The sequence below is a fragment of the Nostoc mirabile CHAB5784 genome, from assembly GCF_020829645.1.
In the GTDB taxonomy this organism is placed as follows: Bacteria; Cyanobacteriota; Cyanobacteriia; order Cyanobacteriales; family Nostocaceae; genus Nostoc; species Nostoc mirabile.
The window spans coordinates 1-13,010 of the sequence record NZ_JAIVFS010000031.1 but is presented as its reverse complement, the minus strand read 5'-3'; the positions used below and the strand labels follow the sequence as shown (position 1 = coordinate 13,010).

The 13,010-nt window shown below is 41.2% G+C and carries 11 protein-coding genes, 1 tRNA gene and 1 riboswitch; of the genes, 7 read left to right on the top strand and 5 right to left on the bottom strand.

Annotation, left to right across the window (positions count from 1 at the left end; all coding sequences use genetic code 11):
- Positions 1–135: 135 nt before the first annotated feature.
- Both LC653_RS45940 and LC653_RS20120 read left to right on the top strand, forming a co-directional pair.
- Entirely contained in the window at positions 136–384 is a 249-nt protein-coding gene (locus LC653_RS45940) for a helix-turn-helix domain-containing protein (RefSeq protein WP_229465739.1), read from the top strand.
- Positions 366–1,055 (top strand): BglII/BstYI family type II restriction endonuclease, encoded by a 690-nt coding sequence (locus tag LC653_RS20120; protein ID WP_372478201.1) that lies wholly within the window; start codon positions 366–368, stop codon positions 1,053–1,055. Before LC653_RS45940 ends, LC653_RS20120 begins: the two co-directional genes overlap by 19 nt.
- Positions 1,056–1,191: 136 nt before the next feature.
- Here LC653_RS20120 and LC653_RS20115 read toward each other — a convergent pair whose 3' ends face one another.
- From LC653_RS20115 to LC653_RS20105, 3 genes are all read right to left on the bottom strand, one after another.
- A complete protein-coding gene (locus tag LC653_RS20115) occupies positions 1,192–2,301 on the bottom strand; it encodes a DNA-methyltransferase (RefSeq protein ID WP_229496501.1) in 1,110 nt (369 codons plus the stop codon).
- Between the two features lie 201 nt (positions 2,302–2,502).
- Positions 2,503–2,892 carry a hypothetical protein gene (locus tag LC653_RS20110; protein WP_229496499.1) on the bottom strand — a complete coding sequence of 130 codons (390 nt, stop codon included), beginning with the start codon at positions 2,890–2,892 and terminating at the stop codon, positions 2,503–2,505.
- A gap of 40 nt (positions 2,893–2,932) precedes the next feature.
- The gene (locus LC653_RS20105) at positions 2,933–4,432 is read right to left on the bottom strand and encodes an acyl--CoA ligase (protein ID WP_229496497.1); all 1,500 of its coding nucleotides are present in this window, start codon (positions 4,430–4,432) and stop codon (positions 2,933–2,935) included.
- A 564-nt stretch (positions 4,433–4,996) separates the two neighbouring features.
- On the opposite strand from LC653_RS20105, the gene LC653_RS20100 reads away from it, so the two are divergent.
- From LC653_RS20100 to LC653_RS20090, 3 genes are all read left to right on the top strand, one after another.
- On the top strand, positions 4,997–6,070 hold the full coding sequence (locus LC653_RS20100; protein ID WP_229496495.1) for a glycosyltransferase family 4 protein: 1,074 nt from the start codon (positions 4,997–4,999) through the stop codon (positions 6,068–6,070).
- A 12-nt stretch (positions 6,071–6,082) separates the two neighbouring features.
- Complete coding sequence (locus LC653_RS20095; protein ID WP_229496493.1) at positions 6,083–6,856, top strand: WecB/TagA/CpsF family glycosyltransferase; 774 nt, start codon at positions 6,083–6,085, stop codon at positions 6,854–6,856.
- A gap of 922 nt (positions 6,857–7,778) precedes the next feature.
- Positions 7,779–8,921, top strand: coding sequence for a BMP family ABC transporter substrate-binding protein (locus LC653_RS20090; RefSeq protein WP_229496491.1), 1,143 nt, complete (start codon positions 7,779–7,781; stop codon positions 8,919–8,921).
- A 394-nt stretch (positions 8,922–9,315) separates the two neighbouring features.
- Here LC653_RS20090 and LC653_RS20085 read toward each other — a convergent pair whose 3' ends face one another.
- Both LC653_RS20085 and LC653_RS20080 read right to left on the bottom strand, forming a co-directional pair.
- Positions 9,316–10,053 (bottom strand): cobalt-precorrin-6A reductase, encoded by a 738-nt coding sequence (locus tag LC653_RS20085; protein WP_229496593.1) that lies wholly within the window; start codon positions 10,051–10,053, stop codon positions 9,316–9,318.
- Between the two features lie 127 nt (positions 10,054–10,180).
- Positions 10,181–10,597: a DUF1636 family protein gene (locus LC653_RS20080; protein ID WP_229496591.1), complete on the bottom strand. Its 417-nt coding sequence runs from the start codon at positions 10,595–10,597 to the stop codon at positions 10,181–10,183.
- Between the two features lie 22 nt (positions 10,598–10,619).
- Positions 10,620–10,801, bottom strand: a riboswitch (cobalamin riboswitch).
- Positions 10,802–11,452: 651 nt separating this feature from the next.
- On the opposite strand from LC653_RS20080, the gene LC653_RS20075 reads away from it, so the two are divergent.
- Both LC653_RS20075 and LC653_RS20070 read left to right on the top strand, forming a co-directional pair.
- Positions 11,453–11,526, top strand: a tRNA-Val gene (locus LC653_RS20075).
- 707 nt (positions 11,527–12,233) lie between these two features.
- The gene (locus LC653_RS20070; RefSeq protein ID WP_229496489.1) at positions 12,234–12,908 is read left to right on the top strand and encodes a type I restriction-modification system subunit M N-terminal domain-containing protein; all 675 of its coding nucleotides are present in this window, start codon (positions 12,234–12,236) and stop codon (positions 12,906–12,908) included.
- The last annotated feature ends 102 nt before the right edge of the window (positions 12,909–13,010 follow it).

Here is a 13,010-nt window from a genome sequence, read left to right as displayed (position 1 = left end):
TGTCTTCGTAGTAGCTTTCAAAAACCTATTTTGGGTTTATCCTATATTAGGTTTTACAATTTAACTGAGTTCAGCAATATGTACTAACTCTCATCGAGATCGAATAAACCATCGCCAGAAAAAAGGCAAGCTAAAGTGCCTAAATCAGTTTTCAGCGAAGAGTACAATCGGTTTCGCCAGCTACTTATCGAAGCCCGCAAAGCTGCCAAGCTCACTCAAGCAGAGTTGTCAGCAAAGCTAGAGCTTCCGCAATCCTATGTATCAAAGTATGAACGTGGAGAGCGTCGTCTTGACGTAATTGAATTTTTACAAGTTGCTCAAGTTCTTGAAATAGATCCGCTTGCTTTTATCGAAGAACTGTTGAAATACCAAAAGGAGGCATAATAATCATTATTCAATATGTTGACTTTAACGCAGCAGATACAATCATTAATACCCAATACCAGAACGAATGGCATGAGATTATTACTACTCTCACTAGAATGCCTTTGCACATCAAAGCTTCAGATCAAGCTGGAATTCAGGGTAATGCAATATTCGATCCAGTAGGTACGAACGAATACATTAAAGCTGCCTTTATTCATGATGATTGGAAATCAAATATACCTATTCCAGTACCTTACAGATTTTTGGGTACAGAGGTTGATTTTGTCAAAGCTGGCATCATCATTGAAATTCAGTTTTCTAATTATCCTTTCCTACTCAATAACACCTTGCGCTCAGAATTGTTCTTCAAAGCTAAAACTGAATTTGTTGGATACCCGACTAATCTGGTAATTCTGGTGACAAAGGCTCTGATGTTTCCTGCTTCTAATAGCACTCTTTATTACGAGCAAGCTGTTAATCAGTTAACAGCTTTGACTAAATACCAAGTTTTTGATGTACCAATCAGACTGGTTGGATTATTTGAACAACAGAATACAATAGTGCCTATCATCTGGACTGAGTATTCATCTAAAAGATATTCTAGAACCGTGAATATTAGAGTTAGTCGCCAATGTCAAATCATTGCTGGACGTTCAGCCCGTAGTCGTTGTTTACTTAACTTATTGTAATAATTACAGCAGATTTCAAGTTAGTGAAGTACACAAGCTAAGTCTCAAAGCCAGATATAAAGCCTGTTTAACTTCTGTTAGCGCAGCGGGGCGTAGCCCATTCTGACTCCTGAATTCTGAATTATCCTGTAATTTATTAACTCCATAATCTCAATTCAATTTGTTCTATTTTTTCTACTTCTTTTACTATTTTATTTTGCAAAGAGGTCTTTTTCCCATTACCATTAAGCTTCGGATCTACTGGAATCTCTTCACCTCTTAGATTAGCTGCAAAAGCAGATTCTTCATAGATTAGTCTATCTTCCATTTCTTGTAAGTGATACTCTTCTGGATAAATTTTTGCTTTGCTGTGTTCTGAGGCTTTATTTCCTACTTGCACATCAAACTTAAATTTATCAATAGATTGACCAGTTTTTTCAACATAATCGCGCAAGGTTTTTAAATTTGGAAAACAACCATCTTTATCTGGATTGCCGCTAAGACGATGCAACGCAACTTGATGATATTTTGGTTCAATTTCTGATCCGATAAAATGGCGTTCATGATCTCTCGCAACCACTGCCGCAGTACCAGAACCCATAAATGGATCTAAAACAATATCATTTTTGTTAGTTGTAGCTAATATAATTCTAGCTACCAAGTCTTCTGGAAATTGGCAGGGATGTATAGTTTGTTCTTCATGGTTGTGTTTAACATTCCGAAATAGCCAAATATCACCAGGATTTTTACCTTCTGGATTGCATGAAAGTTCCCCCTTCCTATTTCCTCGATAATGCTTCTTATTTTGATACTTTTGCGGAACTCTAATAGTATCTAGATTAAATTTATAATTATCAGATTTAGTAAACCAAAGAATAGTTTCATGTCTACAAGAAAACTTTTTCTGGGCATGAAGACCATGTTGCCTAGCCCATATAATTCGGTTGCGAGGAATTAATCTGCATGACTCTAAAATCGGAAAAAAGCGAATATCCAGAGGAATCAGCATTCCTCGGTCAGAAAAAGCACCAACTTGCCAAAATAGCGAACCTGTATTTTTTAGAATCCGGCTACATTCAAGTAGAACGGCTGTTTGTTCTGCCAAATAGATATCAAGAGCCTGCCTTGATTCGTATTCTTTGCCTAGATTATAAGGTGGAGAGGATACAACTAAGTCAACACATTCATCTGGCAGATTACTAAGCAGTTGTAAGCTATCCTCTAAGAGAATCTGATCTAAGGGTAGATTCTCTTTATTAGTCTTCATTACGATACCTACCTTGCAAGTAATACTAGACCTTCGTCATCATAACCTATTTTAGGTTATTAGCCAATTATTGAGAAAAATATCAATAGTAAGTAGAGTATAATACCCTCCCTACTTAACTTTAATGATCTACTTTGCTGCCGTAGACATACCTAAAGGCGATCGCCTCTTTAAAAAAAATGCGATCGCTTGCTTCTTATTTCAATTAGCTTTACGCTCTTTCAGAACTTGATCTAGCAAATTTCTAGCCGATTGTGCTTTAGCCAACGCTATTTGATGGTCATTATAAGCACGAACAAGGCGAGAAAGACTGCTCACACCTGTCTTGAGTTGCTCAAGTTCTTCACCAGCAACCAATTCTCCATCAAGCATCCGCCCGATTAACGGTTTGATGTCGCCCACTTCCTGCCGGACTTTTTGGAGTTTTTCTAGACTACTCAGTAAGCTTTTGAGTGAGTTCAAGATGTCGTCAATATCCTGGACATCCTCCACAGCTTCCGGTAAATCTTCAATTGTCACTGTATCTTCATCTGATATTGTAGGCAATTCCTGTGCAGACATTTCAGTTTTAACCCCGTTTGCTCGTGCCATCAAAGCTTCCTCAAGGAATTTTCCTTAGTGTATCGCTGATTCAGCCTATGTTAAGCAATTTCGCCATAGCCAACCGTTGCAGTTTCCCGGTAGCACCACGAGGTAGTTGATCCAAAATGTGAATTTGCTTAGGAACTTTGAAGTCTGCCAGCATGGTTGAACAGTGAGCTAAAAGTTCTTTTTCGCTGACTTCTCCTTTGAGGACAACAGCAGCATGGATATCTTCTCCTAAAGATTTGTGGGGGACGGCAAAGGCTAAAGCTTCGGCGACGGCGGGATGGCGCAGCAAAACATCATCCACTTCTAAAGGAGAAATTTTTTCCCCACCCCGGTTAATCAATTCTTTAATGCGTCCAGTCAAGCGGAGGTAGCCGTCTGCGTCCAGTGTACCCTGATCCCCTGTGCGGAACCAACCGTTTACAAAAGCTGTGGCGTTAGCTTCCGGGTTGTTTTCGTAGCCATCTATGACATTGGGTGCTTTTACCACCACCTCGCCCAAGCTTAAGAGAGATAATAGGTTGCCTTCGGAGTCCATAATGCCGACTTCCACACCGAAGCCATAACCTACAGTACCCGGTTTCCGCACTTTTGGCGGTAGGGGGTTGGTGGTCATTAAGTGAGATGCTTCAGTCATGCTGTAAGATTCCACCACCGGAGCATTGAGAGTTGCCTCTAGTTGTTCAATAATAATTGGGGGCAAGGGAGCGCTACTAGAGCGAATGAAACGAAAGCGATTAGCTTTGACAATTTCTGTGTTGCGGCTAGCGCGTGCCAAAATTGTCTGGTGCATGGTTGGCGCTGCGGAGTACCAGGTAGGTTTGTAGGTATCTACCAGTTTCCAAAACTCCAGGGCATTAAAACCATTGGGACAAATTAATGTGCCGCCCGATGCGAGAGTTGCCAGCAAACAGCCTACCAATCCGTGAATGTGGAACAGGGGCATTAGGCAAAGTGTAGTGTCAGCTGCTGTGAGTGAGTAAGCACCAATGATGTTGCCAGCTGAGGCGATTAAGTTGCGATGACGAATCGGCACACGCTTGGGACGGCTGGTGGTGCCGCTAGTGTGGAGAATCATCGCCAGATCATCGGCGTTGGGGGCTGCGGGATTCGAGGATTCTGCTGGTTCTGAGCCTGTTTTGACTAATTCAAAGCTCAGTGTACCGTCAGTGTTTACCTTGGCATTAATCAGCATCATGTCGGGTGTGACGGCGGCAATGGCTGCTTTTGGCGACTCAGACAACGTAATCAGTGCTTTTGCTTGGATATCTTCGTAGTAGAAGGCAAATTCTTCTTGTTTGTATTTGGGATTTAAGGGTGCAGCAGTACCACACAAGGCGGCAGCCAAAAAGGTAATAGCCATTGGTGAACCGTTAGTCATGACTATGGCAATGCGTTCGCCCTGTTTCAATCCAAAGCTGTTGAGTTGGGATACCAGTCCAACAATATTCTCGCGCAATTGCTTATAGGTTAGCGATCGCTCCTCAGGCGTAACTAGGGCTAGATGATCGTCTTCCCCTGCTAAAAGCTCAAATAAGTTCATTAGTTTTTCCGGCCTGTAAACAGTAGTTTCTCGTAGATTGTCTTGGATCTTGACGTGATACATGATATGGTTTACAGAGTTAAAAGGTTAAAATTGTTTTAGTAAATAAGTCGGTACGATAAAATTCATGTATGTTTAGTTTTGTAAAAACTGTGGAATGACCAATTTATAAGGTATTCGCTGATTTTATATTTCCTCACATAGCTTGATTTTTTAATGCTGACTTACTTAAATGTTTAAAAAGTTCTAATAAATCTACTATAAATCCTCTATTCAAAACTCTCCCCTACTCCTGAGAGGCTTTGAAACTCCCATACCCCCATAGGAAATGAGGGTTATGTTTCTGATATTTTGCTATTACCAATAATACTTTTTAAATATCCTTTATCTAAATAGCAGTATACTAAGTTTCAAAAATAGATTAATAGCAATTATGATTTCTATAAAGATCACTATGTTAGGCAAAAGCTTGGAGCGCCAAGGTAGAATACTGTGGAAAAGCTGATTCTGGAAGAAACTACCTTTGATATTTATTTTCTCAAACAAACGCAGAGGTAAATGCCAATGAAGCGACTACAGGTATTAATGCTGGGGGCTAGTTTAGAACAAAATGGAGGAATAGCAACAGTTGAAAAATTGATAATTAAGTATAGTTCTCCCCAGATCGAAATCCAGCACATAAACACCCATGATGAAGGTTCAATTGCCCACAGAGTAATTGTTTTCGGAAAAGCTTTAGCTACATTTTTTTGGAAATTATTAAGTCAGAAAATAGATATTGTACACATTCAGATTTCCGAGGGTGGCAGCATTATCCGAAAAGCAATTTGTTGTGTTATTGCCTTTATCTTTGATAAGCCCGTCTTAATGCACACTCATGGCGCCGAATTTCCTCTAACTTACGCTAAACTTCCTCAAGGAGTACAGCAAGTTTTAAGTAAACTATTTCAGCGCTGCCAAGGGTTTATTGCTCTTTCAGAAAGTTGGCAAGATTACTATGTGTTGAATCTAGGTTTAAATCCCAAACAAGTTATTGTCTTGCCTAACCCCTGTGAATTACCTACAGAAATTCCTGACCGCAAAAATCAGACTCAAATCAGTTTGGTCTTTTGTGGGCGAGTCGGTCAACGCAAAGGGACATTTGATTTGATTAAGGCATTTGCTAACCTGCCGGATCATCAAAGAAAATGTACTCGGCTAATTATAGCAGGAGATGGTGAAATAGAAAAAGCGCAGCAGTTGGCTGCTAATCTCAACCTTGCAGACCAGGTAACTTTTCTGGGTTGGATTAATTCCGAAAAACGGGATGAAATTTTGTCACAAGCAAATGTGTTCATTTTGCCTTCTTACAACGAGGGTTTGCCTCTGGCGATTTTGGAAGCTATGGGTTGGAGTTTGCCTATCATTGCAACCCCTGTTGGAGGTATTCCTGAATTAGTGATTTCAAATCAAAATGGTCTGCTAGTTACCCCAGGAAACATTCAACAGTTATCATCAGCGATGGAATTGTTGATTGGAAATGAGGATTTACGACTTTCTCTAGGCATTACTGCTAGGAAAAATGTCGAACCTTTGGATATTAGAAATTACTCCATTCGTTTAGAGGATATCTATTATTCATTATCACAATTTAATTAACTTGAGGTGCTTATGAGAATTAATCTTTGTGGAGTCGAAATCGACAAATACAGTTTTGATGAGGTTGTACAACAAATTGTTGAACATGCGTCCTGCCAGAAGAAGCCAGAATATGTCGTTACTCCTAATGCTATGCATATTCTGAGCTTACAGAAGGATAGCAATTTTCAAGATATTTATCGCAAGGCTTTTTTAGTGGTACCAGATGGGGTGTCACTGCTGTGGGCGGCTAAGTTTTTACAAACTCCACTGAAAGGTAGAGTTAATGGTACAGATTTGTTCGAGAAACTTTGCGCCATTGCTGCTGAAAAAGGATTGAAGGTCTTTTTATTAGGAGGTCGCCCTGGTTCTGCCGAAAAAGCTCAAGAAACTCTTGTTGCTAGATATCCAAGTTTGCAGATTGTTGGTACTTACTGTCCTCCCTACGGGTTTGAGTCTCAGCCAAGAGAATTAAATTTAATCAATTCAACAATTACAGCGGCGGCTCCCGATATTCTATTCGTAGGTTTGGGAGCACCTAAACAAGAAAAATGGATAGCTGCCAATTATTTGTCTTTAGGTGTGCCGATTTCTGTAGGTATTGGAGTCAGTTTTGAGTTAGTTAGCAACATGGTGAAAAGATCCCCAGTTTTGATGCAAAAAACAGGTTTTGAATGGTTATTTCGGCTTTTGGTTGAGCCTAAGCGCTTATGGAAGCGTTATATCCTCGGTAATCCTATTTTTATTTGGTTGGTAGTCAAACAGTATATAGGACTTCCAAATAAAAGGATATCCCGTCGCTTTTAAGGCCAAGGAGCAGGGAGCAAGGCAAATGTATCCAAATTGTCTCTAAACATCAGGTATACTATAGCAATCCGAATTAATAAGTAAGAAAAGACGTAGATAGAAAGTACATATATAGGTATTTCAGCGATTTTCTTTCTCACGAATGATTTAGGATTGCTATAGAACATTATAGTTTTGTCAGCACTTGTGGTAATCGCATTGCAAGATGTACAAGTTATCATTGAGAACTTCGACGATACAATACTCAAATACTCTTATGAGATGGCAAACCTCTTAATTTATCCATTCTACAAGGTTTATCTTGAATCTTTTAGATAGAGATAAAACTGTGGATGCAAGAATTATAATTAAACGATATTGAGCAGGTTGAGATCATAACTATCTACTTCAAGACTATCTACTTCAAGTTGTCACTGCGATCTAAATCTTCCCTCCTTTTAAAAGTATAATTATCAATCGGAGTTTTAGGTTGACTAAAATCATTTTTTCATGAAAAAATTACATTAACTACACAATAAAAATCTGGCTTTACAGAAGTTTTTAGGTATTTATACCACAATTTAGACAATTACTTCAAAAGCGCTGTAAATATAGCAGTTTGCAGTTGAGTCTAATACAGACCTAACCTCAACCCCTTCCCTACTAGCGTTAGAGAGTAAGACTCAAAGCCTCTCTCATTTTAAGAGAGAGGAATGGAATTGAGGTCAAAACTGTACTGTACTCAAGTGGGAACCGCTATATAAGTATAAGTTTTGTGAAAAAATTGTGATTTTGTATAAGTAAGTATTATTGGGTTTCTTTCTCAAGTAAGTTGACGACAGAAATAAAAAGTTAAAATTAAGCAAATAGCTAAATATAAGCCGTATCTGCTATTAGCAGTAATCATAAAAATCATTTTACCAGGTCAACCTATTAATAAAATATGGATCGTCGGAATTTCCTAAAGTATGTCACTTTAGCAGGATCTAGCTTTACCTTAAGTAGTTGTGTTCAAGGCAAAAATTCCAAACCGCAGGGGGAGTTGTCTCCCTTTGCGTCGCCTGTGGCTATAAATGAACCTCTCAAGGTGGGATTTGTGTATGCCGAATCTGTGGGTGATTTTGGCTGGACTTATGCCCATGATTTAGGCCGCAGGGACATGGAAGCCAATCTTCAAGATAAGGTAAAAACTACCTTTGTGGAAAATGTTAACGAAGGTGCTGATGCCCAAAGGGTGATTCGCCAACTCGCATTAGATGGTAACAAGTTGATTTTTACAACTTCCTTCGAGTACATGAATCCAACAATTAAAGTTGCTAAGGACTTTAGTGATGTTGTCTTTGAACACTGTAGAGGATACAAACGTGCTGTCAATGTCGGCACTTATCTGGGACGCTTTGAAGAACCGCGTTACTTAACCGGCATGATTGCTGGCAAGATGACAAAATCAAATGTAGTTGGTTTTATTGGCGCATACCCAATTCCAGAAGTAATTCGGGGAATCAGTGCATTCACTCAGGGAGTAAGGCTAACAAATCCCCAAGCAAAAGTTAAGGTACTTTGGGTAGAAAGTTGGTACGATCCAGCTAAAGAAAGAGAAGCGGCTCAAGCTTTGGTCAATTTAGGTGTGGATGTACTGACGCAGCATACCGGCTCTGGTGCCGTTGTCCAATTGGCACAGGAGAAAGGCATTTATGCTTTTGGCTACAACACTGATATGAGTAAGTTTGGTCAAAAAGCCCACCTGACATCAGCTATTAACAAATGGGGCAAATTCTATACAGATAAAGCCTTGGCTGTAATGAGTAATACTTGGAAATCTCAAGAGGTTTGGGATGGCATTGCTCAAGGAATGGTAGATATTTCCCCGATGAATCAGGTAATTCCGGCGGATGTACAACAACTGGTGAATGCGAAGCGCGATGAGTTTATTCAGGGTACTGCACATCCTTTTGATGGCCCGGTGAAAGACCAAAAAGGGGTGGTGCGAGTGCCAAAAGGTAAGGTTTTGGATGATCAGAGACAACTGGCGATGGATTGGTATGTTGAGGGAATTGAAGGGTCAATTCCAAAGAGTAAATCTTAGCACTCGACCAACCCAATTTTGCCGAGTAAAACCTAGTTTTAGAATTTTCTCTCTTTCTCTCTGTGTCGCGCCAGTTGCTACAAGTCTCTTAACCGCAAGGGCGCACTGGCTTCTCTGTGCCTCTGCGGTAGCCTGCGGCAAGCCCTCCGGGTGACGCTCGTACCTCTCTACGAGACGCACTCGCGAACGCTTTCGCTGCGCTAACAGCAGTCGCTCATGGGGGAAACCCCCAGACGCTCGCGGACTCGCTAACGCTGCGCTATGCGCGGCATCGTCTCCCCTTGGGAGACGTTATTTGATTGACACAATAGTAGAATTTCTTTTTTGAATTTTGGATGCTGGATAGGGGGAATTGGCTTTGATTCTGATCGGCGGCTTTTTCCTTGTTGCACGACTAGTGCAACTTGTCAAATAGCCATGCCAAAGCACCATCAACATCAGCAACCTGCTTCCCTGGCGGTATGGCTGGACGATTTACCATAACAACCTTCACGCCCAGTTCTCGCGCTGCAATAATCTTGGACTTTGTTGCATCGCCACCGCTATTTTTACTGACGATGGTATCAATCTTGTTATGAATCAGGATTTGCTTTTCATTATTGAGGGTAAAGGGGCCGCGATCGCACAATATCATTCCTGCTGGCACTAAAGCATCATCACTAGGAGGGTCAATCATCCGCATCAGAAACCAAATTTTCTCTAGGTGAGCAAAAGCGGCGAGTTCTTGTCTGCCAACTGTCAAAAATACTCGCTGTGCCTGGTTTGCTACAGATGCGGCGGCCTCAACGCTGTCAACTTCAATCCAGCGATCGCCACTTACCTTTTCCCAAGGGGGGCGTATTAACATCAAACGGGGTACTCCGACTTCGGTTGCAGCAGCTGCGGCATTGAAAGAAATCTGAGTAGCAAAAGGATGGGTTGCATCAATTAATAAGTCGATTTGCATGACTCGCAAATAGCTAGCCAATCCAGCCACACCACCGAAGCCTCCAACCCGTAAATCGCCTAAGGGTACTGATGGTTCACGGGTGCGCCCAGCTAGAGATGTGATTGTTTCTAACCCTTGGATAGTTGACACTCTAGCAGCTAATTCTGCCGCATCTCCTGTACCACCCAGAATCAAAACGCGCATCATTAAATAATTCGTAATTCGTAATTCGTAATTCGTAATTCGTAAATTTTGTTTTGTAATAGGGATTTAACCCCAACACAAAACAAAATTTTTATTGAACCGGGGGACTTAAACCCACGGACAGGAGTTAAGATAAAGGTGGAATTTTTGCCAAAATGCCTTTTTTCAGGGCTTCTGGACGCTCTGACCAAGGCAGTAAACCATCTGCTTTGACATAGTATTGACTAGCACATTCTAGTATCGCAGATGCACTACCATCAACGGCTAAATCACCAAATAAATATGTTAATTTGCCCTTGGCAGCAAAGGCAACTACACAGGAACGATTACAAGCACTCATGCATTCAACTTCCTGAATTGGGAATTCATCTCGTAAGTCCCAATCTTGTGCAAGCTGCTGAAGTTGAGATAGAAGTTTTTGACCGCCACTTTCACCTAAGCGTTTTCCATCTTGCCAAACGCTAGCACAAGTTTTGCAAATAAATAAAGTATGGTCAGCAACACCCAAGGAACTAGTCGGGGTAATATTTACAGTAGTAGTCATCTGTACCTCGCAGATATGTGGAACTAATAAATCTATTTCGGCGGGCATCCTGACTCACTCAATTTTTGATTTTAGATTACTTAGTTCGCTAATCTCAAATCTCAAATTAGTTCACAGTTGCGGGACAGCGCCGGATTTGCACCGAACTTTCCCCGTTACCTCTGGTAGCTGCTCCCCACCAGAACCGAATAACCTTATCGATCATACACTAGGGTATCTAGGAAAAGGATATTACCAAAAATTGCTCAGGAGCGATCGCTCATCAACTATCGCAGACAGATATCAATTTAGGACTTACGCACTGTACAAATGCATTCTGATGTGCATTAACGAGCTTGAGGAAGTTTTCAGGCTTTTCTTAATTATCCTGCGATCGTAAATAGACCATGCTGTAAGGGCACAGCATTGCTCATAGGTGTCAACTTAACGTGAAACCCAAGTCATAACGTGATATTGAGTTCATTCACTTACCATCACGATCCGCATTACCCCACCCCGGCTTTGCTGACGCAAAACCTCCCCTCCCCGATGCTTTGGGGAGGGGATTGAGGGGTGGGGTAGAACGGTTGTGGGACATAGGTTTGAGCTTAAGTTGACACCAATGAGCATTGCTGTGCCCTTACGAAAGATATGGTTTTTAACCTTAAATCATATTTGGTATTTTTTGTCAATGCGTAAGTTCTACAATTGTTGATTTAATTTTGTCGTAAACTACCCCAAGAAAGCTTAATGGCCGAGGCTGGGGACTCTTAAGAATATATTGATTCTGGCTCAAATTACAGAGTTTTCTTAATTTGCGCCTTTTATTTTGGCATATTAAGCAAATGTATGCTATGGTTATAAATCGTGTGGTAAGGACGTATAGCTCAGTTGGTTAGAGCGCTACGTTGACATCGTAGAGGTCACTGGTTCGAATCCAGTTACGTCCATTTGTGTTAACAGTGACAGATTCTTTGTCACTGTTAACACAATTAATTTCAATTTTAACTGATATCTTGCAGCATTATCGATTAGCACTATTGTCCGCCCAGAAATAAATTTCACAGGCTTTTAGCTTAACATTTTTGAGGGGTCTAAGTCCCTCGCTTCTAAATCGCGACAAGTTTTGCGGTGGGGTTAAAATCCCCAGACGCTCTCGAAGAGACGCTAAAAGCGAACGCGGACTCGCTAACGCAACTCTTGGAGACGCACTCGCGTTCGCTAATGCAAAACAAAATTTACGTTAGCGCAGCGGGGCGTTCGCGTTTAGCGTCTCGAAGAGAAGCCCATTACGAATTACGAATTACGAATTACGAATTACGAAGTGGACTCAAACCCTGTTCAGTCTTCAATAGATAGACTTTAACTATTAGCCTCAGAATTCATTCTGAGGCGGTTGTTGGGACTGGTGCAAGATATCAATTTAAACAAATTAGAACAAGCGATGCCTAATATCATGTCCGCTTGATTGCTTATTAAATCCGAAGAACCCCACCCCGCCAAAGCTACGCTTTGTCTCCCCTCCCCGCTTGCGGGGAGGGGTTGGGGGTGGGGTGTAATGAATGTGGTTAGCATAACTATTTATGCGGACATGATATAACGCCAAGCCGCCTAGCGTCTACGCCCAAATAAAAGCAGGCCAATCTGTAATTCCAGTATGGTTGGATACCATACACGAGCGTATAGCCAGCAAGTTGAAAGATTAGACTTCAGCAATTTGGAAGTGTGTTGGAGTGTCTCTCAACAAGAGATATACTGGCAAAGCATTAGTGTCGCAATCTCAGCATCTACTATGGGCAAACTCACGCTGCCGCAACTAGAACGTCATCTTTTTTCTGCTGCGGATATTCTGCGGGGAAAGATGGACGCTTCGGACTTCAAAGAATACATCTTCGGGATGCTTTTTTTAAAACGCGCCTCGGATGTATTTGAGCCGCAGTATGAGCAGATTTTGCAGCAGAATTTGCAAAGGGGACGCACACAAGAAGAAGCAAACATGAGGGCAGAAAGCCCCATCAGTTACCAAGAAACTTTTTTTGTACCAGAGAAGGCGCGGTGGGCATATATTCGTGATGAGCTACATAAAAACGTCGGACAAGGGCTAAATGATGCTTTGACGGCATTTGAGGAAAGTAACGAAGCCCTGACAGGTGTATTAAAACATATTGATTTTAATCGTCAAGCCGGTAAAAATCGGATTCCTGATGTCAAATTGCGCGAACTGATTAAACACTTCAATAAATATCGCTTGCGAAATGAGGATTTTGTATTTCCTGATTTGCTGGGTGCTGCTTACGAGTACCTGATTAACGCTCTTTTATGTCTCTGGTGAGAGAAAAATGCTCTGATTTGCTGAGATTTTTGAAATTCCTTGAAGACTGTGAACAATACAGGCGCTGCTATGTCGGAAATATTGAGAAGTAATCAAATATAT